Raw genomic sequence first — 26,172 nt, 5'->3', positions numbered from 1 at the left:
CTTCAGATTCCGCGGAAGGGCCAGGAGCCGCGATAGCTGAGGCGGAATTCGACGACGACATCGCCCGTCATTTTTCTTACCTCCTCTTCAATCCGCTTATGCTGTTCAAGATTGCGCACCACCCCCCGGATCACGAGGAAGTCGTCCTTCACATCGATTTCCAGGGTGGGTACGACACAGCCGGGCGACGTCATGATTCTGGCCTTGACCCGAGTCGCCAGGGCCCTCATGGAAAGCATCCTCCACGCCTCCTCCTCGAAATCCCTCTGCTTCTCCAGCAGGCCGTCGCGAAGGCTGCAGGCGATCTCCTCCCAGTCCCGGCTGGTTGTATCGATGACCCGATCATATTCCGTGGGATCCTTCCAGTTCGCCCCATAAATCTGCTGGATCGTCACCGCCATTTCGCGATCCGCTTTTTTGGCCATCAGGGCGGCAATGTCCTCACCGACCTCTTCCTTTTTCATGATCCGCTGCACCCGGGCTTCAAAAGGAGCCGTCATGAAAACCCTCAGGGCATGGGGAATATCCTTCAACAGGATATTGCCGCCCCTCGTCATCACCACGGTATCGTTGCGAAGGGCGTAATCCAGGACGACTCTCTCGCAGAATGCGGCAAAGACGAGAAAGGACCAGTCAATCTGCTCCCAGAGGCCGGGAACGTGCGAATCGAATTTCTCGACGAGCCGCTGCATTTCCGTTCCCGCTTTCGCGGCCTCCTCAAAAATCCGGCTCAGGGGGATGTACTCATATCCCAGAAGGTTTGCAACGGAGCTTCCGATCTCGCCCCCTCCGCTCCCAAACTGTTTGGTAATCGCCAAGATGGCCATTGCGCCTCCTTATCCTCTCCGATCAATGTCCCGTCCGGGTGGCCGGGAAAAGATCCTACTTCTTTCCGTGCGCCTGCTTTATTTCCTTCACGGACAGAATCATGAAGAAACTCAATATGACGATCGTATTAAGGGGCGCAAGCCAGAAGGGATGCTCCTGACCAAAACTTTCCAGAATCATCAGGGTGCCGAGCACGCCGATGGAGTACATGGCGCCGTTTTTCAGATAGGCATACTGGGCGATCACATCAATCCCCTTGATGGTCAGTTCTCGCACCACAAACGCCCCCAGGCCGTTCCCGAGAATGATCAGCGGCACCGACAGCGTAAAGGCGAAAGCGCCGATGACGCCATCGATTGAAAAGGACGTGTCCAGGACCTCCAGATAGAGGATTTTGCTCCAGGCGCTCAAGTTGCCCGTCAGAAGCTCCCGTTCCTTTTCTTCGGCGTTCTTTTTGAATCCATCGGTAATAAAAAACGCGGAGACACCGAAGGTTGCAGCCAGCGCCAGGGTGGGATCAATCCGGATCGAGACGAAGACAAGCACCGTGGTCACCACCGAGACAATGGCATAAAACCAGACGCTCTGGCGCTTCAGGAACCGTTCGACCAGGAAGGCATAGTTCTTTTCCTCGAGAAACAGCCAGGATAAAGCCACGTAAAGCAGATAGATGCCTCCGCCCAGGAGCAGCAGGGGCTTTGATTTTTCCATCGATCTGGCCGCCTCGCCATTCTCGGAAAAGCAGGCCGTGAAAACTTCGGGAATCGTCAAGCTGGTGTTTGTCGCCCAGACAATAACAAAGGGGAGAAGTCCCCGCACCACGAAGACGGCGAAGAGGATACCCCAGAACAGGAATATCTTCCTATACTTGTATGACATGGTCCTCAAGACGGACGCATTGATAATGGCATTGTCCACACTGCAGATGATCTCAAAAATGCACAAGCCAAAAACAATAATCAACGTCTCGATGATCATGGGATTCCCTCAGTCGGATTTCCGAACCGGTTTCTCAGCGATCCTCCCGCCCCTGGACGGGGATTTGGTCAAGCACGGCAATGATCGGCCCTACGGAAAAAGTAAATCAGGACGCCGGCAGCCATCATGAGCAGGCACAGCGCCTGCCCCATGGTGAAGACACCCCCGAAGATCAGTCCCAATTGGACATCCGGTTCACGGAAAAATTCGATAAAGAACCGGACAAAGCCATAGCCGAACAGGTAGGCGACAAAGAGAAATCCGTCAAAGGGGCTTCTTCGACGGATGCTCCAGAGAACCGCAAACAGGACCAGACCTTCAAAGAAGGCTTCGTAAAGCTGCGATGGATGGCGAAGCTGATGCAGGGAATCCAGGGGGAAATACATTCCCCACGGCACGTCCGTCATCCGCCCATAGAGCTCCCCGTTGATAAAGTTGCCGATCCGGCCGAAGGTATAGCCCAGGGGGACGGCGGGAGAAAAAAGCTCGAGAATATTCCAGAAGGAGATGGCCCGTTTCCGGCAGAAGATCAGCGTCGCCAGAAGAACGCCGATCGCCCCTCCATGATAGGACATGCCGCTGATTCCCACAAACCGGATCCCGCCGGAGAACTCGAAGGGCAGAAGAATCTCCAGGGGGTGGCTCAGATAATAACTGAAATTATAGAAGAGGACATAGCCCAGCCGCGCCCCGACGATCAATCCAAGAATGGTCCAGAGCAAAAGGTCCTGAATCGTTTCGCTGGAATAGGAAAACCTCTCCTTTCGGATCCGGTACATGACCAGGACATAGGTCAAAAAAAAGGCCACCAGGTACATCAGGCTGTAATAGCGAACGGAGAAGGAGCCGATGGAAAACAGCTCCGGCCGGAGTTTGGCGGGCAGGTACTGCCAGAAGAGCAGAAAGGAATCCATGCATCAATCCCTTCTTCCCAGATAGGAATCCCCCTTCAGGTCTTCCACGTGGAGCTGAGCCGAAAAGGCCGCCGTCGCCGCATCTCCGCAGGCCGTAACGACCTGGCGCAGCAGCTTGGAAATGCAGTCCCCGCAGGCAAAGATCCCCTTCGCCGATGTTTTCATTTCGCTGTCTGCAAGGATGTATCCGCTTTCATCGCAATTCACCACATTCCGGACAAATTCCGTATTGGGCGTCAACCCCACAAAGACAAAGGCCCCGTCTGCCGGGATCACGCGCGACCGTTCAGGATCCTTGAGATTCCGGATCCGGACGCCCTCCACGAAGGCCCCGCCCTGAATTTCCTCCACCACGGAATCCCAGGCAAACCCGATCCGATCATGGGCAAGGGCTTTCTGCTGCAGAACAGGGGTCGCCCTCAGGCGGTCCCTGCGATGTACGATCGTGACCTTGCGGGCGAATTTCGTCAGGAAGAGAGCCTCCTGGACCGCGGTATCTCCGCCGCCGATGACGACAACCTCCCGGTCCCGGTAAAATGGACCGTCACAGGTGGCGCAATAGGACACGCCCTTCCCGGCAAAGGCCTCTTCTCCAGGCACTCCAAGGCGGCGCCAGTTGGCTCCCGTAGCCACAATGACGGCCAACCCCCGATACGTCCCTTTTCCGTTTACGATCCAGCCGCCTGTCGATTCTGAATCCCCCGGCCCCCTGGAAACGGCCCTGACATCGTCGGCCTGCACCGTCACCCCGAACTGGCGGGCCTGCGCTTTAAAGCGCTCAACGAGATCGTACCCGTTGACCCCTTCGGGAAATCCCGGATAGTTTTCCACCAGATCGGTCACCGTGATCTGGCTTACGGAAGACTCCCCCTCCAGCAGCAGGGTCTTCAAACCGCCCCGGGAAGCATATAGCCCCGCCGTCAGCCCTGCCGGTCCCCCGCCGACAATCACCACGTCATAACACGATTCCGGCCCTCTGATTTCTTCCATATCCCCTTCCCCCTGTCGAATACCACGCCGGCATCAGAAAGTGCCTGTGCGTTCGGTCCCCTGCATTTAATCGTTATCCCGTAAAATTGTAAAGCACAAATTTGTCGCCCTGATGCCCGCAACGGCTGCAAAACCGACTTCCCCGGCGAATTTTTTAGCCCGGCATGGATTTCGGAGCGGATCAGGAAAGCCTATAATCATTTCACAGCTATAATAAGGCTTTGAAAATATTCAGAACGGGGTGGTTTTCAGCACCGTTCAGACCGCTGCAGCCCAAGCAGGGCCAAGGATTCCGCCCAAAAAAATACTTGGAAATACCCCTTGACATTCGTGAAGGTTCATACTAAAAATAATGGAAATTTTAACTGTACGCTCGGGAAGCTGGGAGCTTGTTCCCGTGTATGGTATACAGCAAGTTGGCTTAAGACATTTTGAAGTGCAAAGGTTTACCGCCATGCTCTTTTAGGTCTTGGCGGTTTTTTGTTTCAGAGTGCCGGTCCAACGGAAAAAAATTGAGAAAGGAAGAGAGAAGCGATGCCGGAAGGGAAAGTAAAATGGTTCAATGAACAAAAGGGATTCGGCTTCATTGAAAAGGATGAGGGCGGTGACGTATTCGTTCATTACAGCGCCATTCAGAGCAGCGGGTTTAAAACCCTGTACGAGGGACAGCGCGTCAGTTTCGAGGTACAGACAGGTCAGAAAGGACCGGCGGCGGTTAATGTAAAACCTATATAACAACTTGTTGCCCAACTTGTGAGAAGGACATGAAAAAGCACTCCGGCGCAGGGTCTTCGACCCCGGGAGTGCTTTTTTGTTTTGCAGAATTGTTGCCCTGTCCTCTCCCGCCCGGAGCTGCCTCGCAGGGAAGCAGGGAAAAGGGTGGGCTTTTTTGTCTTTAATGGAATATAAACAGGGGAATTGAACCGTCCCGAACGACGTTCTTAAGGGAATTTCCCAGAAAAAAACTGGCGACTTCATTGCTGGCGCTCGTACCGATGACCAGCAGGGTCTTCTTCCCCTCTCCCATCTCCTTGACGGTCCGGTGGATCATCTCCCTGGGCCTGCCCGCCCGCACCTTCGTTCTGGTTTTCAATCCATGAGCACTCAGATACCGGTCGGCCTTCTCCAGGGTCTTGTCGCCTTCACTGGGGTCATCATTGACATTCAATAAGGTCGCCGACGGGGAAAAATGGAACAGATCGTTCATGCCGGCAAAGGCCTTCAGGGCATTGTTGGACTTCAGATTACCGTCGTAGGCGATCAGGACATCCATCTCCAGGGGAAGCTCCTCGTCCGTGACCGCAAGAAGCGGGCATCTTCCCTGGCTGACCACCTTTTCGAACGTATCCCCTGGACCCTCGATCGTTTCGAAATGAAAAAAAGTCCTCACGCCCATAATCAGGAGGTCCGCCAATTCCGATTCACGAACGATCTCCTTGGCCGGGGTTCCGCTCGTCATGATCTTTTCGTATCGTACGCCGTTGTTTCTGCAGTGCTCTTCGAATTCATCGAGCAGCTTCTCCAGTTTTTCCCGGGACTCGTTAATTTTTTCGTCGATCAATTTCTGGGCGAAGTAAAACGCTCCGATGTTCGCTCCGGCGGAGTGCCTTTCAATTCCGAAGGTGTCGACAACGCATATCCCCGCAAGCGTGGCGCCGCTCTTCTTCGCCAGGGCGATCCCGTAAGCAATGGCCCGCTGCGCATAGTTCGAATCGTCAATCCCGACCAAAATCCTCAAGCTCATGTGCGCACCTCAACGTAGTTTTTTTCATTGTTTACATGGAAACAAGCGGGGGGTCAACATCAAGTTCCGCGTCACCGAATTCTCAAGTTTTTTTTTGATGTTCCGGCCTTTCTCCACAAAAGCGCCCCGATCGGCGTCAAGTGACCTTTTATTATTTACAAACAATAACAAGATATTACATATTCAACAGCCGCATGCACTATAAGGATTTCATATATAGTAACATTGCAGTCTTTTTATGTTTATTTTTCCTGCCTGTTGTTTGTATACATCCGGAACCTGATCGTCAAGCAACCGAAGTTTTTCTTAGTAAAAATTAATAGGAAGGAGGAAAAAAAATGACTGTAGGCGAATCCATTCAATTTGCCGGCCTTGTATACCTGATTTTAATTGCCATCGGATTTGGAACCGCGGGCCTGATTAAGGCGATGTCGATGTTCTTTGGTAAAGGGAAGTAATGATCTCCATCTTTAAAAAGGTGCACTACAGAAAAAGGCACATAACCGAAATGATCATATTTTAAACGGAGAGGATAACATGTTAGACTTCGAAGTATTACAGTTGTTTCAGGGTATCGCCACCCTGGTCGCCCAGGACCCTATCCATGCGATTGCCCGCGTGGTTCTGATGCTGATGGGAATAGCCTTTGTCTATCTTGGCTACAAGGGAATCCTGGAAGCACTCATCATGATCCCCATGGGTCTGGGAATGGCGGCGGTCAACGCTTCCGTGTTGTTCCTGGCGCCGGATAAAACAGGAACCATCTTTCTCGATCCCCTGATTACGGACCCCGCAGCCCTGGTCAACATCATCCAGGTCAACTGGCTCCAGCCCATTTACACGATGAGCTTCAGCAACGGTTTGATCGCCTGCCTCGTTTTCATCGGCATCGGGGTGCTCTGCGACATCGGCTACGTTCTGGCGCGCCCTTTCAGCAGCATGTTCATCGCGCTCTGGGGTGAGCTGGGATCCGTTGCCGTCTTCCCCCTGGCCATCGCCTTCGGCATGACCCCCCAGGAAGCGGCGGCGACGGCCATCGTCGGCGGCGCCGATGGCCCCATGGTGCTCTTCACCTCCCTCATCCTGTCCCCGCATCTTTTCGTTCCCATCGGGATCGTGGCCTATCTCTACCTGAGCCTCTGTTACGGATTGTACCCCTACCTCATCAAGGCCATGATTCCGAAAAAAATGGCGGCCCTTCCCATGGACCTCAGCAAAATGCCCAAAATTACGCCCCTGCAGAAGATCATGTTTGCCGTCATTGCCTGTACGATCCTCTGCCTGCTCTTCCCGGTCGCCGGGCCGCTCTTCTCATCCTTTTTCGTGGGCATCATCATCCGGGAAGCGGGCGTCAAGCCCTACATCGAACTGCTCGAGTCCACCATTCTTTATTCATCGACCTTCTTCCTGGGCCTGATCCTCGGCGTCCTCTGCGAAGCCAACACCATTCTCGACCCCAGGGTTCTGAAGATCCTGGTCCTCGGCTCCACCGCCCTTATGGTATCTGGTGTCGGCGGTCTTATCGGCGGTATTCTCATGTATTACATCAGCGGGAAGAAATACAACCCGGTGGTGGGAATTGCCGGCGTCTCCTGTACACCGACCACGTCCAAGGTTGCCCAGAAGTACGTCGCCAAGGTTAATCCCCGTGCGATGATCATGCCCTTCGCCCTGGGCTGCAACGTCAGCGGTGTCATCACGACGGCGATCCTGGCCGGCATCTACTGCGCCCTGCTGAAATAATGTTCAAGCAGAGACGCCAGTGGTGGTGGATTGTTGGAACCTGCATTGCCCTTCTGGGGGTTGCTCTGGTGCGCCTGCTCGCCCCGGAGTACCCCCCCGGAACCACCCGCATGGTGATCAAGGCCGTTGGCTATTCAGTGGTCATTGTCGGGCTCTTCACGATCCCCCTGGCCATGCGGGAAGACGAGTAAGACGTTAAAAAGATCCAATTCTCTTGAAAATTTTCAATTCTGCCAGTCCTTCCGCTTTTTCCGCTGCAGGAAGGAGCGGAAGGAAGCACCTCAGTCACAACCGACCTTTGAAAAAAAAGACCATAACGGCTGTGCCCCTGCTGATGCGGGCTTCGGGTTTATCTTAAAACAAACTTTCCTAAACAATGGAGAATAAAGATGTTTTACGGAACATACGCTAGAATTGTATCCATCGGTCTTTTGCTGCTGCTTCTTCCTTCGCTGGCCATGGCCTCCGAAGGAAGCCACACGGTGGATTTTCCCCTGTGGAGCGGTGTCTTCTTTGTCGGACTCCTTCTCTGCATTGCCGTCATCCCCCTGATCAACGGGGACTGGTGGGGCAGGTATTTCGGCTTGGTCTCTCTCGGATTGGCCATCCCGGCGGCTCTCCTCGTCATCTTCACGGAGTGGACCCTGCTGCTGCACGTGCTTCAGGAATACATCTCCTTCATTATCCTCCTGGGGTCCCTCTTCATCATCGCCGGCGGGATTGTCATCCGCGTCGGGGCCCAGGGAACGCCGATGCTGAACGCGATCTTCCTTCTCATCGGGTCCGTCTTCGCAAGCCTTATCGGCACGACGGGCGCCAGCATGGTGCTTCTCCGGCCCCTGATCCGGGCCAACAAATGGCGGAGGTACGTGGTCCACATCTACATCTTTTTCATCTTCATCGTTTCCAATATCGGCGGGCTCCTGACGCCCCTGGGCGATCCGCCCCTGTTTCTCGGGTTTCTGCGGGGCGTACCCTTTTTCTGGACGCTGAGGCTGCTGCCCATCTGGGCCTTGGCCATCGGAATCCTCCTGATTCTCTTCTTTGCAATGGATTCTCACTTTGTGAAAAAAGAGAGCAAGGAACGGGCCCGAAGGGCGATGGAACGGCTTCCCGAAAAAAAACTGGAGATCAAGGGCAGGATCAATTTTCTCTTTCTCCTTCTCGTTATCGGCTCTTTCTTCCTTCCCCCCATTCCCTGGCTCCGTGAGGGCGTCATGATCGCGGCCGCCGGCCTGTCCGTGTATTTCACCGAAAAGGACCTGCGGGAAGAAAATGCCTTCACCTATCACCCCATCAGGGAAGTGGCGATCCTCTTCGCCGGGATCTTTGTCACCATGGTTCCCGTCCTCACCATGCTTCAGGTGCACGGCAGTCAGCTCGGTGTGATTGCTCCCTGGCAGTTCTTCTGGGTATCCGGATTGCTCTCCAGCTTTCTGGACAACGCCCCCACCTATCTCGTCTTCATGAGCACCGCCCAGAGCGTCGCCCACGCCCAGGGGATCCTTTCCGGACTCGTCGTGGGCGTCCCCGAAGCCCTGCTGAAGGCCATTTCAGCCGGATCCGTTCTGATGGGGGCAAACTCATATATCGGCAACGGTCCGAACTTCATGGTCAAGGCGATCTGCGAGGAGAACAAGGTCAGGATGCCCTCCTTCTTCGGCTATATGGCCTGGTCCACAGGCATCCTGATTCCGCTTTTTCTCTTTGTCACATGGATATTCTTCGGCTAGACAAAAGCTGAAGGGCCGGAAGGAATCCCTTCCGGCGGGGGGACACGACGGACATCCGGCGGGAATTTCTCACGATTGCCGGAAGATGTCCATTGACGGGATCTTGAGAACCGCCAACGGCATTTCCCCTTCTTTCAGACAGGACAGGGAGGAGAATCCTGCGGTTTCCTTACCGCATCAAGGGTTCCTTCCTGTCTTTGTCCGAGTTCCCGGACGCAGACGAAAAAAGCCATCCCTCTAATCCCCACCCCGATTTCCGTTTTAAACAGCTCATAGAACAGGGCCTGCCGTTTCCGTCATCCCAATTCAGGACAGGCCTTTCCCTTCCCGGCTGCGGGAACGTCGAAGCTCCCGGCGGCTCACCAAAAAGGAGCCCATTCCATCCTGAAAAACCCGGCCATTTTCACCCTATAATAACATTGATATATTTAATCATAAAATATAAATTGAATAAGCTACTTACAGAAATACATATTACCGTAAGCTTGACAGAGGCGGAAAAGAAACGTATGAACAGATCGTAAAAGCCGATCCGCGATGTCAGTCAATGAGCATGTTCAAGGTTTGTTTGTCGTGGTATTCCTGCTCTAATTATTTAATTTAATTAAAATTATATAATTAAAATTATCAGGATGAAAGGAGATGAGCGTTTCTGTCATGGCACCATCGCCGGAAGATGTTCATGACCCTTTGCCAAGGGTCGGTATCGGGATCGCAAGGGAAGAAAGAACCCCTTTGAGATCAATGGTTTATTTTATGATTCCGGTTTTTCCGGACAGAAGGAGCGTCTATGGATACGATTGATTGGACTTTGGCGATAAAAACAGCGGCCGGCGGATTCGGGCTGGTTTTCGGCATCTTGATGCTGCTGTGGATATCAGTGGAACTGACGAGAATAACCTTGGAGAAATTTTTCGGTGTCAAGAAATAGACTCCGTTCAGATCGAGTAAAGGAGGAAAAGAGGTGATTTTTGGATTAATGGAAACAGGGTTCCCGCTGTTTTACTGGGGAAACGCCCTGATGATCGTAATAGCGTTGACCTTGATATATCTTGCAATTGCAAAAGGGATGGAACCCCTTCTGCTGGTTCCGATCGGGTTTGGGATGATTCTTGTCAACCTGCCCCTCGGAGGCATGATGGACTACGAAATGATGCTGAGGGCCCCTCAGGCGGGAACGGTGATGGAAGTGTCCATGAACAAAGGGGACGGCTTCGACAAAGGCGCCATCGTATGCAAGCTTGATACAGGGGAGGTTCAAGCCCCCGTTTTCGGACGAGTCGACAGCCTGAAGGTGTCCAAAGGCCAGCGGGTGGAACAGGGGCAGGTGATAGCCTCCATTCTGACCATGGAGCAAACCAACCAGGCGGAACTGCCTTCACGCCCGGTAGGACTCCTCTCCCGGATCTTTCAGTTCGGCGTGATGTGGCAGATCCTCCCGCCCCTCATGTTTCTTTGCCTGGGCGCGCTGACGGATTTCGGTCCCATGCTCGCCAATCCCAGAACCCTGCTCCTTGGGGCGGCTGCACAGTTCGGAGTTTACCTTGCCTTCTTCATGTCTCTATTCTTCGGATTCAGCCTTACGGAAGCGGCCTCGATCGGGATCATCGGCGGAGCGGAAGGCCCCACCACGATCTACGTAACCTCCGTGCTTGCTCCGCACATCATCGGAGCTACCGCTGTGGCCTGTTATTCATACATGGCCCTTGTCCCCATCATCATTCCTCCCGTGATACGCCTCCTGACCACCAAGAAGGAGCGGCAGATCTACATGAAGCCCTCGCTCAGGAAGGTATCACGGCTGGAAAAAATCGTCTTTCCCTTGATCACATCCATTATCGTCATCCTGCTCGTGCCGACCTCCGCCCCTCTGATGGGCTGCTTCATGCTGGGGAACCTCTTCAAGGAGTGCGGCGTGACGGAAAGGCTCAACCAGACGGCGCAAACGACCTTCGTTGATCTCATCACCATCTTTCTGACCCTGGCCATAGGGGCGGCAATGCCCGCACAGAACTTTCTCCAGCCCAAGACCCTGCTGGTTCTCATCCTGGGTGTCGTCTCCTTTGCCAGCGCCGCCGCGGCAGGGGTCGTCCTCGCCAAGATCATGAACCTCTTCTTGAAGGAGAAGATCAATCCCATGATCGGGGGCGCCGGCGTTTCCGCCGTCCCCATGTCCGCCCGGGTTGTTCAGGTGATGGGTCAGGCGGAAGACAAGAAGAACTTTCTCCTGATGCACGCCATGGGGCCGAACGTCGCCGGGGCCATCGGCGCGGCGATCGCCGGTGGTGTCTTCATCGGAATACTGGGTTAAACGATCTGAGATCACGGCTGAAAGAGCGCTTTCCGTGATCCGGTAAAAACCGTGCAACAAATTCTCGGGGGGAGGCTTTTTCTGCCCCCCCTTTTTTGACGATCTTCTTATGACCATCTTTAAAAAGAAACGTTACTGGTGGTGGATTGTCGGGACATGCATCGCCCTGTCGGGTGTCGGCCTTGTGAGGCTTCTCGCTCCGGAATACCCCCCGGGCATGACACGGATCGCCATCGGGGCCACCGGTCACGCCGTGATCATTTTCGGACTGTATTCCCTGACCTTTGCAACACGCAGGGATGAGTAGAGCCCGTGGAGAGGCCGCCGGAATTTTCCGCTCCCTGCCGCTTCCCGGCAACGAGATCCTTTTTTTTCAAGGCAGGAGGGACAGGTGAGAGGCCAGGTTGATTTTCTTATGATTCAACCCGAGCTTTTTCCGGATGTGATTGCGATGTAGAGCCACGGCACCCGGGCAGACATTCATCAATTCGGCGATCTCCTTGGTTGTTCGGCCATCCTTGATCAGCAGGGCGACCTGGACCTCCCGCGGCGTCAGGTTCAGGGACTGGGAAGTCAACTTGTGGCGGAATGGGGAGGTGATTTCATTCAGATGCGCTTCCAGAATATTCATGTAGTTCATCTGGGTGGCATCGAGGGCGGTCATCTTGATCTTCTTTACATAGGGCAGCACCATGCTCTTCACGTTGGAGAGGACCTTCTCCTCCAGCTCGTTTTTATCTTCCTCCCTCTTTTTAAGTAACACCGTAAGAGCGGCATTGAGTTCCTCGAGGTTTTTCGTATTGATTTTGAGCTCTTTCTCCCTTCGTTTCAGGACCTCCTCCATCCGCTTGCGCTCAATAATCTCCTCGTGCAATTCCGCATTGACCTTCTGGAGATCCGCCGTCCTTTCCTGAACGCGCGCCTCCAGCTCTCCCAGGGTCTTCTGCAGCATCGCCTCCGCGTGCTTTCGCTGGCTGATGTCATGGTTGATCTCCAGGATGGCCAGGGGTTTTCCCTGCTCATTGCGCCTCAAGCTCCACCGGCTCTCCACCAGGATCGGACTCCCGTCCCGCCGGATCTGGTTCAGTTCCCCCTCCCACTGGCCACAGGCGATCAGGGTTTCCTCTATGTTCTTCAGGCTCTGCGGGAAGCTGGTCCTGAGAAGGGTATGGATGTTCTCGCCCCGAACGTCCCTCCGGCTCCAGCCGTACTTTTTCTCCGCACCCCGGTTCCAGAACAGAATGTGGTGATCCATGTCCAGAACCATGATCAGGTCCTCGGCCAGGTCAAGCAGTTCCGCCTGCTCCCGGAGGGCATCCGCCTGCTTCTTCAGAATATCCGCGGAAGCCGCATCGACGGGCGGAGCGGACAGTTCCTGATCAAAGAATTTCTGATACAGCACATCATATTCGACGATTTTTTCCTGGCGCATCCTTTTGTCAGGCCCCATCGTTCAACTCCGCCTTCCCGTAAGAAATTCTTTGTGATATGCTCAGTGTGCATGAATGGAAACAGGAAAAACGCTATAATGATTTTTTTTCATAGATCAAGTGATTTCACAAATTGTCGCTTTATTTTTTTCGTCCAGGGCACATATTAAGGAAAATTCGGATTGCCCGATTGCCGGAAGTGACGACGGGAAGCGGACCAATGCCCCCAGCGGCGGGCGCCGGCAAACGTCGCCCCCCCTGTTCAGGGAACATTTCAATGCTCCTCCGCCGGCTCAGGAAAGATCCCCGGGATGAAATCAACGCTCCAGATGGATGCTGTCTCAATAAAGCGGTTTAAAAAGCGCCGCCGATTGTGATAGACTAAAGAAAATTCCAGCGAGGTGATGATGATGAAGATGATGATGATTGTCTATGCGGAAACTGTTGATCAAGACGTTATGGCCGCCTTGACGCAGGTCGATATCAAGAAATACATCAAGATGGAACGCGTCATAGGAAGGTCGCCCGAGATCGAAAACATGGCCCAGGAAGGGTCGATCTACTGGACGGAGAAGTACATCCTGTTGATGCTGGCCGTCAAGGATGAAGAAGTTCAAAACGTGACGGACATGTTCCGCAAGCTGAAAAAAGAGCATCCCGTAAAGGGGGGCTATCACGTGTTCGTCGTTCCGATGGAACAGCTTCTTTAAGCGTGAAGGATGCAGGTCCCCCTCTGTTGGAAGAGGGGGCACCCAGCCGTGTCATCAGCTGATGGATAATGAGGAAGAGGGGTGAAAATCCCCCGCTGCCCCGCAGCCGTGAAGGGAACGAACGCCAAAGCAAGCCACTGTCGGAGCCGAACTCCGATGGGAAGGCTGGTCAGTAGGTCGCCTGAAGCCGGAATACCGATCCATCAATAAACTCGCGGGAGTTAGAAGATGCAGACATTTCCCTGGTTACGTCCGCCTTTTTCCCCTCCGGGAAAATGCCAATTCCCACGATATAACAATTAGTTAGCGTTTTACCGTCCCCCGGCGGATCTTGCGGAGAGCCGAGAATGCGGCCGCCCTGTTGGAGGAACGGAGAATGTCGGATTTCGTGAAATGGAATCGGCGGTCACCCTGAAGAAAGTCCTCAGAACAAGCCTGCTGCTCCTTGCGGTCCTGCTGGCCGTCTCGGCGGCCTCTCTCCTGTGCGGACCCGCGGAAACAGGCGTGCTTTCGAAAATCCGGGAGGGGCTGACAAGCGGACGCATGCCGGCCTTTGTCCTGACCCCTGGGGAGAAGACCATCCTGTTTTCTCTGCGCCTGCCCCGGATTGTTTTCGCCGGCCTGGTGGGGGCGTCGTTGTCCACGGCGGGGGTCCTTTTCCAGGCCCTGCTCCGGAACCCCCTGGCCGATCCCTATATTCTCGGAATATCGGGCGGATCAGCCCTGGGTGCGATTGTCGGAATCTTTGCCGGCCTGGGCTCCCTGCCCCTGGGAACCCCCGTTCCGGCCTTCCTGGGAGCCGCCTTCACGGTGTTCCTGGTCCTGGCGGCGGGAGGCTCGAAGAGGGGATTTTCCCCCGGGACCCTGCTGCTGGCCGGCGTCATCGTCAATGCCTTCTTCTCCGCCCTCATCATGCTGGCCCTGGCCCTGAGCAGCCATGCCGACCTTCAGAAGATCACCTTCTGGCTCATGGGCAATCTCAGCCTGGCCGGTTATCCCGAAGCGATGCTGACGGCGCTGGTCCTTGCAGCCGGCTTTGCCGTAGCCGTGCTGAACGCCCGCTCCATCAACCTGATGTCCCTGGGCGAGGAGACGGCCCTCCATCTTGGAGTCAGCGTGGGACGGATCCGGATTCTCCTCCTTCTTTCCGGCTCCCTTCTGACGTCGGTGGCCGTGGCGTTCAGCGGCACGGTAGGCTTTGTGGGGCTGATCATCCCGCACCTCATGCGGATGCTCCTCGGAGCCGATCATCGGCTGCTCCTTCCCGCATCCCTGCTGTTCGGGGCCTCCTTTCTGATCGCGGCGGACACCCTCGCCAGGACCCTTGTCCCCGACATGGACCTGCCCGTCGGGGTGGTGACGGCGCTGTGCGGGTCCCCCTATTTTCTTTACCTGCTGCGGAAAGGACGGTTTTCATCGTGGTCGTTTTGAACCTTGAAGACATCCACTTCCGTTACGAAGCCGCCGGCTGGGTGCTTCGGGGCCTTTCCTGCACCGTCGAGAAGGGGGAATTTCTGGGCATTCTCGGACCTAACGGATCGGGAAAGACCACGCTGCTGCGAATCTGCAACGGAATCCTCGCCCCTCACCAGGGGACGGTAACCGTTTCCGGGGCGGATATCCGGAAGATCCCCAGAAAGGCCCTGGCCCGGACCATGGCCTTTGTAGCCCAGGATTCCCCCGAACCGCCTCCCTTCACGGTGAGCCAATGCGTCCTCATGGGGCGGGCCCCTCACCTGGGAAGGCTGCAATTCGAAGGGGAGCGGGATTTCGCCGTCGCCCGCCGCGCCATGGAAGTCACCGGAACGCTTTCCCTGGCCTCGCGGAGCATGAATGACCTCAGCGGCGGAGAAAAAAAGCGTGCGCATATCGCCCGGGCGCTTGCCCAGGAGCCGCAGATCCTTTTCCTCGATGAATCCACGGCTCACCTGGACATGAAGCACACGGCGGCCGTTTTTGATCTGCTGAAAGGCCTGAACCGCCGGAAAAACCTGACGGTGCTCGCCGTGACCCACGACATCAACACCGCGGCGCTTTACTGTGACCGGCTTCTCCTGCTGAACCGGGGGAGTCTCCACGCACAGGGGCGTCCGGAGGAAGTGCTTACTGAGACCAACATAAGAGAGGTGTTTGAAACCCCGGTGACTATCGGCCGCAATCCGGAAACGGGATTGCCGCAGGTCTCACTGTTGCCGGAAAGTCTGTCAGATCAGAGGAAGCCGGTCAAAGCCGGCGCTGCCCCGCAACTGTAAGCGGAACGAAATCCACGGAATGCCACTGAATTTCACCGTAAATTCGGGAAGGCGTGGACGGTAGGCCAAGCCGCAAGCCAGGAGACTTATCTGACGGAAATCTCAATTCAGCCTGACCGAGGGGAAAGGAGGTTCGCATGATCCGCACACAATTCACGATATCCCCCTGAAATGCCGCCTTTTGAAGCGTCGGAACGACCCGTGGAATCTGGTGAACAACCGTTGAAATTCAAAAGGAGCAGGGGAAATGAATCAAAGGATTACGGCTATTTTGTTGTTTGTCTTGAGCGGACTCTGGTGTTTCTGTCCGCAGGTTTTCAGTCAGGGAACCGCTGACGCCGAACCCATGGAAGAGATCGTCGTCACGGCGACAAGGGACGCGGAGGAGGTCCGCTCGGTTCCCGCCAACGTCAGCGTTCTTACGGCCAAGGAGATCGAGGAATCCGGTGCGACGAGCCTTGTGGAGGTTCTCAGGAAACTGGAAAGCATTCAGATCCGGACCTACAGCGGCAACCCGTCGCAGGCGTCCATTGACCTCCGGGGCTTCGGCGGGGACAACCCCTCGGGTAAAACCCTGGTTCTGCTCGACGGTAAAAGGCTGAACAACCCGGACATGAACGCCATCAACTGGCTTCAGATTTCTCTGAGCAACATCGAACGGATTGAAGTCATCCGCGGCGCGGGCAGCGTCCTTTACGGCGATTCCGCCATCGCCGGCGTGATCAACATACTCACGAAGAAGGGCGAAGGAAAGCCTGAAGTCTCCGCTTCGTTCACCGCGGGCAGCTACGGCCTCTACAGCGGACAGGCGGGAATCCGCGGCTCGGAAGGGAAGGTTTCCTACTCCCTCAACGGCGAAAATTCGGGGATGCAGGGTTACCGGGACCGGTCGAAGTACACCTCGCGGGGGGCGGGCTTTCAACTGGGCTACGACGGCAGCGAGGCATGGAACGCCTCGCTGGCTTTGTCCTACAACCGTACGGATTTTCAACTTCCGGGATCCCTGACCAGGGCCGAATACAAAAAGGACAGGAGGCAGTCCGGCAATCCCGATGACGACGGGGAAAATCAGGACTTCCATGCGAACCTGACCCTGGAAACCCTTTTCGGCAATGCCGGGAGCTTCTCCCTCCAGTTTCTCTACGGCGCCAAGGAGATCATCTCCAGCTACAGGTCCATGTCCTCCTATTCCCGGGTAACCCTGGACTCCTACGGAATGACGCCTCGCTATGTCCTGGACAGGAACATGTTCAACCACAGGAACAAGCTCCTGGTCGGACTGGATTATTACGACGAAGGGCTGGACAAGGACGGCTATGCGGACCGGGGACAGGATGAAAGGATCAATACCGCCGAACTGTCCCGCAGGAGCCTGGGGGTCTATGTCCGCAACGAGTTCCATGTCCGGGAAGACCTGATACTGGCCCTCGGCTATCGAACGGAAAGGGCCAGAATCAAGGGAAAAGAAAGGCTGGCGGACGGAACGCTCGTCTTCGATGACGATAAGACGCATGATGCCAAGGCCTTTGAATCGGCCCTGACGTGGATGATCGGAGAAAAATCGAAGGCCTTCGCCAAGTACGCCACGGTGTTCCGTTACCCCTACCTTGATGAACAGGCCTCCTATTACGGGTATGGCTGGGACGCCTTCAATACGGATCTCGACCAGGAGAAGGGCAGGTCTTACGAGGTGGGCGTCAACCTCGTTCCAATCCTGAATCTTTCCCTGGATCTGACGCTCTACCGGATCGACATGGAAGACGAGATCTCCCCGGACCAGAACTGGGTCAATCAGAATCTTGACAAAACCCGCCACGAAGGCATTGAACTGGGCGCCTCCTATCTCTGGGAAAAGGCGGCCAGGGTCTACGCCCAGATGTCTTACCGCCGTGCGGAATTCCGCAACGGACCGAATGCCGGCAAGGACGTACCGCTGGTTTCCAATCTCCTTGGAACCGCCGGGGCGATCCTCTATCTCCCCGGCGGCTTTGAGCTGAACCCGGAGATCCGCTACGCCGGAGAGGCCTATCGGGGCGGAGACCTCAGCAACAGCGAGGACAAGATCGACGATACCACCCTGTGCAATCTTTTCCTCTATTACCGCCCGACGCTGAAGAAGCTTAAGTTCTCGGCCTTCGCCGGCGTGGAAAATCTCACCGACGAGAAACCGGTGCTGATCTATTACAACGGCTACTACCCCCTGCCGGGCATAACCGTCAAGGGTGGAATATCCTTTAAATTTTAGCCTGTTTGAACAGGATTTGGGAGAGGGAGGTCAGAAAGGGGAGCGCTATGATGAGACACCGGGCAGCAATGAAAATGCTCCGCATCGCATCCATCGTGGCCGCCCTGGCCCTCTGCCCCTTTGCCCATGCCGCCACGGTAATGGACGAAACAGGCAGGAGGGTCTTCGTTCCCGATGCTCCGCGGAGAATCGTTTCCCTGGCGCCGGACATCTCGGAAATCCTTTTTGCCCTGGGTCTGGAGAAGGAAATCGTGGGCGTATCACAGTTCAGCGACTATCCCGATGCGGCGAAGGGCAAACCGAAGGTGGGAAGCTATGTGTCCCTTTCCCTGGAACGCATCCTCTCCCTGTCGCCGGACCTGGTGATCGGCACTACCAACGGGAACCGCAGGGAAGCCGTCAATCGGCTGGAGCAGGCCGGGCTGAACGTCTACGTCGTTAATCCGGAAAGGTTTTCCGACATCTATCGCACCATCCTCAATCTCGGGAGGATCACCGGGCGGGAGACAGCCGCCAGGCAGCTGGCCGATTCGATGAGAAAAAGGGCGGAGCGCATCGTATCCCGAACGGCTTCCTGCCCGCGGCCGAAAGTCTTTGTCCAGATTGATTCCCATCCCCTGGTTACCGTGGGCGGGAGCACCATTTATTCGGAGTTGATCGCCATGGCCGGAGGGTACAACATCGCAGCCCGCGCACCGGGGAAATATCCCCGCTACAACCTGGAAGCCCTGATTTCGCAACAGCCGGACGTTATCCTGCTATCTCCCATGGTTCAAAGGGCGTCCCGGAACGGGGATCTGGATTTCTGGAGCCGCTGGCAGAGCATCCCCGCCGTGCGGAATTCCCGGATACACCTGGTGAACGCGGACCTGACCGACCGGTTTTCCCCGAGAATCGTCCAGGGGCTGGAAGAAATCGCGGGAATTCTCCATCCGGAGCGAACGGGCAGGCAACGGCCGCGGGAATGTTCCGGCCGGAGGAGATGAGCAGACGGCGATGAAGCAGGAACGGAACATAACCGCCAGAACGGCCTTCGGGAAATCCCCCCGGCCGGCCCCCCCCGGGGGAAACCTCCTCTGCGCCCTGATGGCGTCCTTTGTCGCTCACGGCCTGGTGATCCTCCTGATCGCTGCGGCGGGCGGTCTTTTTTCCGTTCCGGCAGACACCGGATCATTGAACAGGCTTAACATTACCCTGGTCTCCTGGGCGAACGCCCCTTCCAGCTCTTCGGCACACCCGGGTCAGGAAGAGTCCGCCGGGGCCGCTGCTGAGGCTGCCGGGAAAGGGATCCCCTCCGTCACGGCCGTTTCGGAAGATCACAGCGATGATGGCCGGCCTCTCAACGCCCCGCCGCCGGAAAAACCGGCAAAAAGGCTTCCCCGCCCCGCCTCGCTGCCGGGAAAGGCGCAAGACTCGGGCGCAGAGAAAACAATTTCAATCCCGGCAGGCCCTGACCTGCGGACCCGGCCTGCCGGGACGGCCCTGTCCGTGTCGTTTCCGGCAGCGGAAGGCGGACGGGACGTCGCGTCGATGTCTTCCGGTTCCGGCATGGAGCGGAACCTCGAGCCGTCCGGCCGATTCCACGCAATTTCAGGCTCCACCCTTTCCCGTTACCGGCAAACCCCTCCCCCCATCTATCCGGCCTCAGCACGGCGGAAGGGGTATGAGGGACTCGTTCTTATCTCCGTGGAGATCCTGGAAAACGGGGCGCCCGGGCAGCTGCTGGTGAAAAAGTCCTCGGGACATGTCATCCTGGATCAAGCGGCTCTTGAAGCGATCCGGAAATGGAAATTCGTCCCGGCGGAGAAAAACGGCCTTCCCGTCCGCTCCCGGGGGGATGTGCCCATCCGGTTCGTTCTCCGGGATGCCCGCTGAGGATCGCCGTGGGCGCCTTTCAGGACCCCCCGGCGACACGTCCGGGGGAAATCCGTCAACCTGCTTGACTTTTCGGTTCCGTTGCCGTTATTAAGCCCGGTGCAGGGCCGCCCCTACCCGGACGTGTCGCATCTTCCGGTCCGGGAGGAACGCAGCGGCACAACGAAAGGAATTCCATCGTCGACGACCGGGGCATGCAGGCAGAGCCTGGCGGCGATTCAGGACAGCCATGAAGACAAAGCCCTTTTCCTCTCCCTTTCTTCGATCCTACGGCTTCTCACTGCTGCTGCTCTTCTCCATTGGAATCGGCTCCGGGCTCGGGCTTCTCCTTAAAGAGGATGCGGCCCTCCTCAAGCCGCTGGGCGATATTTTCCTCAATCTCCTCTTCACCGCCCTGGTGCCCCTCGTGTTCTTTTCCATCTCCTCGGCCGTGGCGGGGATGACCAACGGTCGGCGGCTGGGCAGGATCCTCTTCTCCATGCTGGGGGTCTTTGTCCTGACGGGCGCAGTGGCTTCCGTATTCATGATGATCGGTGTTTCCTTGTATCCGCCGGCCGCTGGCGTTTCCATCACACTTCAATCCGCGGGAGAGCTCCAGTCGCTGGACACGGCGGACCAGATCGTCAGGGCCTTCACCACGCCCGATTTTCCCGATGTCCTGTCCAAGAAGAACATGTCGGCCCTGATCCTGTTCGCCATCCTGATCGGGCTTGCGACCTCCTGCCTGAAGGAGAGGGGGCGGGCCTTTGCCGATTTTCTGACTTCGGCCAGTGACGTGATGATCAAGGCCATCGATCTGATCATGTATTACGCCCCCGTGGGCCTGTGCGCCTATTTCGCCTATCTCACGGGTGTTTTCGGACCGAAGCTCCTGGGTTCTTATTTCCGGGCCATGACGCTCTATTATCCCATAACGTTTTTCTACTTCTTTGCCGGCTTTTCGATATACGCCTATCTCGCCGGGAAAGGCCCGGGGGTGCGGACCTTCTGGAGAAACATTGTTCCCCCGGCCCTGACCGCCCTGGCAACGGGCAGCAGCGTCGCCGCCATCCCCTCCAACCTGGAGGCCGCCAACCGAAGCGGCGTCCCGAAGGACATATCCGAACTCGTCATCCCCATCGGCGCCACCATTCACATGGACGGTTCCTGCCTGGCGGCCGTCCTGAAAATCGCCTTTCTCTTCGGCATCTTCAACCTGGATTTCTCCGGAACGGGGACGCTTCTGACGGCGCTGGGCATCGCCCTTCTGAGCGGAACCGTGATGAGTGGAATCCCCGGCGGCGGTTTTATTGGCGAACTGCTGATCATCTCACTCTACGGCTTCCCCCTGGAGGCCTTCCCCATCATCTCCATGATCGGCGTCCTCGTCGACCCCCCCGCCACCCTGGTCAATTCCGCCGGAGACAACGTGTGCAGCATGATGGTCGCACGGATGCTCGGGGGTCAGAGATGGATGAATACCGTCGATATTTAAACATTTTATATCGCTTGACAAGAAAGAGGTACTTACCTATAGTCCGCCCGTGCTGGGCACACGTTAGATCTTTTCCCCCGGTTTTCAATATGCAACGCATTTTTCTTCAAACTGCCCCGCGAAATCTTTTTCAGGAGGATGCTCCACCATGCCGAAGCGCGACGATCTCAGAAAAATCATGATTATCGGGTCCGGACCCATTGTCATCGGGCAGGCCTGCGAATTTGACTATTCCGGCACCCAGGCCTGCAAGGCCCTGCGGAAGCTCGGCTATGAAATTGTGCTGGTCAACTCCAATCCGGCCACGATCATGACAGACCCCGGAACAGCCGATGTCACCTACATCGAGCCCCTGAACGTCCAGTCCATGATTGAAATCATTGAAAATGAAAAGCCTGATGCCATCCTCCCCAACCTTGGGGGGCAGACGGGCCTGAACCTGACGGCCGAGTTGGCCAAGCTGGGCATTCTGGAAAAATACGGCGTCCAGGTCATCGGCGTCCAGGTGGACGCCATCGAGCGGGGCGAAGACCGGATCGCCTTCAAGGAAACGATGACCCGCCTGGGAATCGACATGCCCAGGAGCGAGCCCGCCTATACGGTGGAAGAGGCGGAGAAAATCGCCGCCCGGCTCGGCTATCCCGTCGTGGTCCGCCCGGCTTACACCATGGGAGGAACGGGAGGCGGCCTCGTCTACAACTCTGAAGAGCTCAGGACCGTTGCCAGCCGAGGCATTTCAGCCAGCCGCGTTGGTCAGATCCTGATCGAAGAGTCCGTTCTCGGCTGGGAGGAGCTGGAGCTGGAAGTCGTCCGCGACGAGAAAAACCAGATGATTACCGTGTGCTTCATCGAAAATGTCGACGCCATGGGCGTCCACACGGGGGACTCCTACTGCACGGCTCCCATGCTGACCATCGCCCCGGAGCTCCAGGAACGGCTCCGGAAATATGCCTATGCCATCGTGGAGGCCATCCAGGTCATCGGCGGAACGAACATCCAGTTCGCCCACAATCCGGAAACGGGGCGGGTTGTCATCATCGAGATCAACCCCCGGACCTCCCGCTCTTCCGCCCTGGCCTCGAAGGCCACCGGATTCCCCATTGCCTTGGTTTCCTCCATGCTTGCAGGGGGGCTCACCCTCGATGAGATCCCCTATTGGCGGGAGGGGACCCTCGACAAGTACACCCCATGGGGTGACTATGTCGTGGTGAAGTTTGCCCGGTGGGACTTCGAGAAGTTTCCCGGCGCCCAGGATAAACTCGGCACCCAGATGCGGGCCGTGGGCGAGGTCATGAGCATCGGCAAGAATTACAAGGAGGCCTTTCAGAAGGCGATCCGCTCCCTGGAAAAGGGCCGTTACGGTCTGGGATTCGCGGCGGATTTCCATGAAAAAAGCCTGGACGACCTGCTGGAGCGGCTGTCGGAGGCTTCCAGCGAACGGCAGTTCCTGATGTACGAGGCGATCCGCAAAGGCGCGGATGTGGCGATGCTCTCCAGAAAGACCCACATCAAGCGCTGGTTTATCGAGCAGATGAAGGAACTGGTCGATCTGGAGGAAGAGATCCTGAAATACAAGGGGAAGGCCCTTCCCGATGAACTGCTGGCCAGGGCGAAGAAAGACGGATTTGCGGACCGCTACCTGTCACAGATCCTCAACGTTCCGGAGCCGGAGATCCGCAGGCAGCGCTCCGCACTGGGCGTCATCGAAGCCTGGGAAGCCGTCCCCGTCAGCGGCGTGGAAAACGCGGCCTACTATTACTCCACCTACAACGGCCGGGACCAAGTGGCGGTCAGCGACCGGAAGAAGATCATGGTCCTGGGCGGCGGCCCCAACCGCATCGGCCAGGGCATCGAGTTCGACTACTGCTGCGTCCACGCGGCCTTCGCCATCCGCGACGAGGGCTACGAGTCCATTATGGTGAACTGCAATCCCGAAACGGTCTCGACGGACTACGACACCTCCAACAAGCTCTATTTCGAACCGCTCACGGTGGAGGACGTCCTGAGCATCTACGAGAAGGAAAAGCCGGAGGGGGTCATCGCCCAGTTCGGGGGCCAGACACCGCTGAACATCGCCGGCGAACTGGAAAAGGCGGGCGTCCGGATCATCGGGACCTCGCCGGAAACCATCGATCTGGCCGAGGACCGCGACCGCTTCCGAAAGATGATGCGCAGGCTGGGGATCCCCATGCCGGAGTCCGGAATGGCCATCAACCTTGAGGAAGCCCTGGTCGTCGCCAACCGGATCGGCTATCCCCTCATGGTTCGCCCTTCCTACGTGCTGGGAGGCAGGGGCATGGAAGTCGTCCATGACGAAGAGATGCTGAAGCGATACGTAGCGGCGGCGGTGGGGGTCACCCCGGAGCGCCCCATCCTCATCGACAAGTTTCTGGAAAACGCCATCGAGGCGGAGGCCGACGCCATTTCCGACGGGACGGACGCCTTTGTCCCCGCCGTGATGGAGCATATCGAGCTGGCGGGCATTCATTCCGGCGACTCCGCCTGCGTCATTCCGCCGATCAGCATCGCCCCCAAGCACATCGAAACGATCAACGAATACACCCGTACCATCGCCATCGAGTTCAAGGTGGTGGGCCTCATGAACATCCAATACGCCATTGCCGACGATGTCGTCTACATCCTGGAAGCCAACCCGCGGGCCTCCCGCACGGTTCCCCTGGTTTCCAAGATCTGCAACATCTCCATGGCCCGGATCGCCACCCAGGTCATGCTGGGAAAGAAGCTGTCGGAACTCAACCTTTCCAACCGGACGGTCCCCCACTTCGGGGTAAAGGAAGCGGTCTTCCCCTTCAACATGTTCCAGGAAGTCGATCCGCTCCTTGGACCGGAGATGCGGTCCACCGGCGAGGTCCTCGGCCTGGCCGACTCCTTCGGGCTCGCCTTTTTCAAGGCCGAGGAAGCGGCCCAGTCGGTTCTTCCCGGAGAAGGAACGGTCCTCCTGACCGTTGAGCCGCGTGACAAGGGCGGAATCCTCAGCGTCGCCAAGAAATTTCAGGAACTGGGTTTCCGGCTCATCGCCACGAAGGGGACACAGGAGTATCTGGCAGACCACGGGATCGAGGCCCAGACCATCCTGAAGATGCACGAGGGAAGGCCCAATATCGTCGACAGCATCAAAAACGGAGAGATTCAGCTCATCATCAACTCGCCGAGCGGAAGGACGAGCGCCTATGACGACTCCTACATCCGCAAGGCGGCGATCAAATACAGGGTCCCCTACATCACAACGATCGCGGCGGCGGCGGCGGCCGTCAAGGGGATCGCCACGTTCAGGCAAGGCCATGGCCGGGCGAAGTCCCTTCAGAGCTACCATCATGATATCAAATGATTCCCGGTGCTCCCCCTCCAGGGGAAGCCGAAGGGAGGAACGAGGCGGGAAGGGCAACCCCGCCGGGACCGTGAAAGCATGTGCCGAAGGGGCGGCCCCGGGTCTCTCCGCCGCCTTGAAGCAGGCGGAACAGCAGATTGAGCGGTTCCGGGAATCCGAGCGGAACCTAAAAAAATCCCGACGAACCCTTGTCGAACTGGCGGGACAGCTCACCGAGCGCGTCAAGGAGTTGAACTGCCTCTATGAGATTTCCGGCATCATGGGGAAGCAGGGCCTGACCCTGGAAGAGGCCCTGAAACGGACCGTGGATGTCATCCCCGGAGCATGGACGTATCCGGAAATTGCCTGCAGCCGGATTATCCTCAACGATTTGGAGTTTCAAAGCACCCCTTTTTCCGAAACAGTCTGGAGACAGTCGCAGCGGATCCTGCTCCAGGGCAGACAGGCGGGTTGCCTGGATGTTTTTTACAGAGAGGAAAGGCCTCTACGGGATGAAGGGCCCTTTCTGAAGGAAGAGCGGAGCCTGATCGAGGTCATCGCGGAGCGGATCGGAGAAATGGTCGTCCGGAAACGGGCCGAGGAAGCCCTCCAGGAAAGCCAGTCCCAGAACCGGGCGCTTCTCGACGCCATTCCCGATTTGATGTTTCAGGTCAATGGGGAGGGCGTGCTCCTCGGTTTTCACCGGGGACAGTTTGATCTCGCCCGGTTCATCACGCCCGACATCCTGGGCCGGAACCTGTACGACATCGAAGAGCTGAAACCGGTTCTGCCCCGACGGCTCGTGGATCAGATCATGGCCTATGTGCGCCATACCTTGGCAACGGGAGGGGTTCAGCTTTTTGAGCAGAACATCCCCCTTTCCGGAGAGCGCAGGGACTTTGAAATCCGCATGGTCCGATATCCTCCGGACAATGTCCTGGCCATTGTCCGGGACATCACCCGGAGAAAGCGCCTGGAACGGGAGATCCTGGAAATCAGCGGCAGGGAGCAGAGGCGGATCGGCCAGGACCTCCATGACAGCCTGTGTCAGCATCTGGCAGGGATCGGATTCATGGGAAAGGTCCTCGAGAAGAACATCGCCGGACACCGGGACCTGAAGCCTGCCGACGTTTCGGAAATGGTGGGACTGATCGATCAGGCCATCACAATGACGCGGGGGTTTGCCCGTGGCCTGAACCCCGTCAGGCTTGAGGCGGAGGGTCTTCGAATGGCCCTTTCTTCACTGGCCGCCAATGTGGAAAAGCTCTTCGGCATTTCCTGTCCCGTCATTTACGAGGAAGAGATACAAATCCCCGACCCTGAGGCGGCCACGCATCTCTACCGCATTGTGCAGGAGGCCTTGAACAACGCCATCAAGCACGGCAAGGCGGATACGGTGACCATCGCCCTCCGCAGGCGGGAGGACACCGTCGTCCTGACCGTTTCCGACAACGGCTGCGGCATCCGGAACGCGGTTCATCAGGGAAAAGGCATGGGGCTGAATATCATGGAGTATCGCGCCTCCATGATCGGGGCCTCCCTGGAAATCGCCGATGGCGAAACGGGGGGAACGAGGGTGACCTGCTCCTTTCCGAACCGTCGAGGAGATTGATTTCG

At 56.9% G+C, this 26,172-nt stretch carries 21 protein-coding genes, 1 pseudogene and 2 riboswitches; of the genes and pseudogenes, 16 read left to right on the top strand and 6 right to left on the bottom strand.

The annotated features are described in order from the left end of the window. Positions 1-2 precede the first annotated feature (2 nt). The 4 genes from ACJ77P_RS02080 to trxB all read right to left on the bottom strand — a co-directional run bounded on the left by ACJ77P_RS02080 (position 3) and on the right by trxB (position 3,710). On the bottom strand, positions 3-827 hold the full coding sequence (locus ACJ77P_RS02080; RefSeq protein ID WP_367360733.1) for an AAA family ATPase: 825 nt from the start codon (positions 825-827) through the stop codon (positions 3-5). A gap of 55 nt (positions 828-882) precedes the next feature. Then, complete coding sequence (locus ACJ77P_RS02075; protein WP_367360734.1) at positions 883-1,806, bottom strand: DUF475 domain-containing protein; 924 nt, start codon at positions 1,804-1,806, stop codon at positions 883-885. A gap of 68 nt (positions 1,807-1,874) precedes the next feature. After that, positions 1,875-2,720 (bottom strand): prolipoprotein diacylglyceryl transferase, encoded by an 846-nt coding sequence (lgt, locus tag ACJ77P_RS02070; RefSeq protein ID WP_408998876.1) that lies wholly within the window; start codon positions 2,718-2,720, stop codon positions 1,875-1,877. A gap of 3 nt (positions 2,721-2,723) precedes the next feature. Continuing rightward, positions 2,724-3,710 (bottom strand): thioredoxin-disulfide reductase, encoded by a 987-nt coding sequence (gene trxB, locus ACJ77P_RS02065; protein WP_367360736.1) that lies wholly within the window; start codon positions 3,708-3,710, stop codon positions 2,724-2,726. A 534-nt stretch (positions 3,711-4,244) separates the two neighbouring features. On the opposite strand from trxB, the gene ACJ77P_RS02060 reads away from it, so the two are divergent. Continuing rightward, positions 4,245-4,445, top strand: coding sequence for a cold-shock protein (locus tag ACJ77P_RS02060; RefSeq protein ID WP_041584579.1), 201 nt, complete (start codon positions 4,245-4,247; stop codon positions 4,443-4,445). A gap of 160 nt (positions 4,446-4,605) precedes the next feature. Here the strand turns inward: ACJ77P_RS02060 and ACJ77P_RS02055 are convergent, their stop codons facing one another. Further along, positions 4,606-5,454, bottom strand: a complete 849-nt coding sequence (locus tag ACJ77P_RS02055; RefSeq protein ID WP_408998875.1) for a universal stress protein — start codon at positions 5,452-5,454, stop codon at positions 4,606-4,608. A gap of 537 nt (positions 5,455-5,991) precedes the next feature. On the opposite strand from ACJ77P_RS02055, the gene ACJ77P_RS02050 reads away from it, so the two are divergent. The 6 genes from ACJ77P_RS02050 to ACJ77P_RS02025 all read left to right on the top strand — a co-directional run bounded on the left by ACJ77P_RS02050 (position 5,992) and on the right by ACJ77P_RS02025 (position 11,548). Continuing rightward, positions 5,992-7,197: a sodium ion-translocating decarboxylase subunit beta gene (locus ACJ77P_RS02050; protein ID WP_367360738.1), complete on the top strand. Its 1,206-nt coding sequence runs from the start codon at positions 5,992-5,994 to the stop codon at positions 7,195-7,197. Beyond that, the gene (locus ACJ77P_RS02045) at positions 7,197-7,388 is read left to right on the top strand and encodes a hypothetical protein (RefSeq protein ID WP_367360739.1); all 192 of its coding nucleotides are present in this window, start codon (positions 7,197-7,199) and stop codon (positions 7,386-7,388) included. The genes ACJ77P_RS02050 and ACJ77P_RS02045 overlap by 1 nt, the downstream gene beginning before the upstream one ends. A gap of 198 nt (positions 7,389-7,586) precedes the next feature. Further along, positions 7,587-8,930 carry a sodium:proton antiporter gene (locus ACJ77P_RS02040; RefSeq protein WP_367360740.1) on the top strand — a complete coding sequence of 448 codons (1,344 nt, stop codon included), beginning with the start codon at positions 7,587-7,589 and terminating at the stop codon, positions 8,928-8,930. Between the two features lie 790 nt (positions 8,931-9,720). After that, entirely contained in the window at positions 9,721-9,861 is a 141-nt protein-coding gene (locus tag ACJ77P_RS02035; protein ID WP_408998874.1) for a hypothetical protein, read from the top strand. A gap of 48 nt (positions 9,862-9,909) precedes the next feature. Then, positions 9,910-11,241: a sodium ion-translocating decarboxylase subunit beta gene (locus ACJ77P_RS02030; RefSeq protein WP_408999389.1), complete on the top strand. Its 1,332-nt coding sequence runs from the start codon at positions 9,910-9,912 to the stop codon at positions 11,239-11,241. A 109-nt stretch (positions 11,242-11,350) separates the two neighbouring features. Further along, on the top strand, positions 11,351-11,548 hold the full coding sequence (locus ACJ77P_RS02025; RefSeq protein WP_408998873.1) for a hypothetical protein: 198 nt from the start codon (positions 11,351-11,353) through the stop codon (positions 11,546-11,548). A gap of 66 nt (positions 11,549-11,614) precedes the next feature. Here ACJ77P_RS02025 and ACJ77P_RS02020 read toward each other — a convergent pair whose 3' ends face one another. After that, positions 11,615-12,691 carry a PAS domain S-box protein gene (locus ACJ77P_RS02020; protein WP_408998872.1) on the bottom strand — a complete coding sequence of 359 codons (1,077 nt, stop codon included), beginning with the start codon at positions 12,689-12,691 and terminating at the stop codon, positions 11,615-11,617. Positions 12,692-13,087: 396 nt separating this feature from the next. On the opposite strand from ACJ77P_RS02020, the gene ACJ77P_RS02015 reads away from it, so the two are divergent. The 9 genes and pseudogenes from ACJ77P_RS02015 to ACJ77P_RS01975 all read left to right on the top strand — a co-directional run bounded on the left by ACJ77P_RS02015 (position 13,088) and on the right by ACJ77P_RS01975 (position 26,167). Then, positions 13,088-13,381 (top strand): hypothetical protein, encoded by a 294-nt coding sequence (locus ACJ77P_RS02015; RefSeq protein ID WP_408998871.1) that lies wholly within the window; start codon positions 13,088-13,090, stop codon positions 13,379-13,381. A gap of 72 nt (positions 13,382-13,453) precedes the next feature. Continuing rightward, positions 13,454-13,577, top strand: a riboswitch (cobalamin riboswitch). A 197-nt stretch (positions 13,578-13,774) separates the two neighbouring features. Further along, positions 13,775-14,812 carry an iron ABC transporter permease gene (locus ACJ77P_RS02010; RefSeq protein WP_367360747.1) on the top strand — a complete coding sequence of 346 codons (1,038 nt, stop codon included), beginning with the start codon at positions 13,775-13,777 and terminating at the stop codon, positions 14,810-14,812. Next, positions 14,749-15,246, top strand: a pseudogene (locus ACJ77P_RS02005) (ABC transporter ATP-binding protein); the annotation flags it as partial. The gene ACJ77P_RS02010 and the pseudogene ACJ77P_RS02005, both read left to right, overlap by 64 nt. Positions 15,247-15,542: 296 nt before the next feature. Further along, positions 15,543-15,742, top strand: a riboswitch (cobalamin riboswitch). A 138-nt stretch (positions 15,743-15,880) separates the two neighbouring features. Further along, a complete protein-coding gene (locus tag ACJ77P_RS02000) occupies positions 15,881-17,878 on the top strand; it encodes a TonB-dependent receptor (RefSeq protein ID WP_408998870.1) in 1,998 nt (665 codons plus the stop codon). 47 nt (positions 17,879-17,925) lie between these two features. Then, the gene (locus ACJ77P_RS01995; protein WP_408998869.1) at positions 17,926-18,864 is read left to right on the top strand and encodes an ABC transporter substrate-binding protein; all 939 of its coding nucleotides are present in this window, start codon (positions 17,926-17,928) and stop codon (positions 18,862-18,864) included. Between the two features lie 10 nt (positions 18,865-18,874). Then, entirely contained in the window at positions 18,875-19,753 is an 879-nt protein-coding gene (locus tag ACJ77P_RS01990; protein ID WP_408998868.1) for an energy transducer TonB, read from the top strand. 229 nt (positions 19,754-19,982) lie between these two features. Further along, the gene (locus ACJ77P_RS01985; RefSeq protein WP_408998867.1) at positions 19,983-21,227 is read left to right on the top strand and encodes a dicarboxylate/amino acid:cation symporter; all 1,245 of its coding nucleotides are present in this window, start codon (positions 19,983-19,985) and stop codon (positions 21,225-21,227) included. Between the two features lie 148 nt (positions 21,228-21,375). Beyond that, positions 21,376-24,576, top strand: a complete 3,201-nt coding sequence (carB, locus tag ACJ77P_RS01980; RefSeq protein WP_408998866.1) for a carbamoyl-phosphate synthase large subunit — start codon at positions 21,376-21,378, stop codon at positions 24,574-24,576. Continuing rightward, positions 24,563-26,167 (top strand): ATP-binding protein, encoded by a 1,605-nt coding sequence (locus ACJ77P_RS01975; RefSeq protein ID WP_367360754.1) that lies wholly within the window; start codon positions 24,563-24,565, stop codon positions 26,165-26,167. The genes carB and ACJ77P_RS01975 overlap by 14 nt, the downstream gene beginning before the upstream one ends. The last annotated feature ends 5 nt before the right edge of the window (positions 26,168-26,172 follow it).

The organism is Syntrophus buswellii (assembly GCF_046097065.1).
GTDB classification, from domain to species: Bacteria; Desulfobacterota; Syntrophia; order Syntrophales; family Syntrophaceae; genus Syntrophus; species Syntrophus buswellii.
Note: the sequence above shows the minus strand (reverse complement) of the source record. Positions and strands in the feature narration are given on the sequence as shown.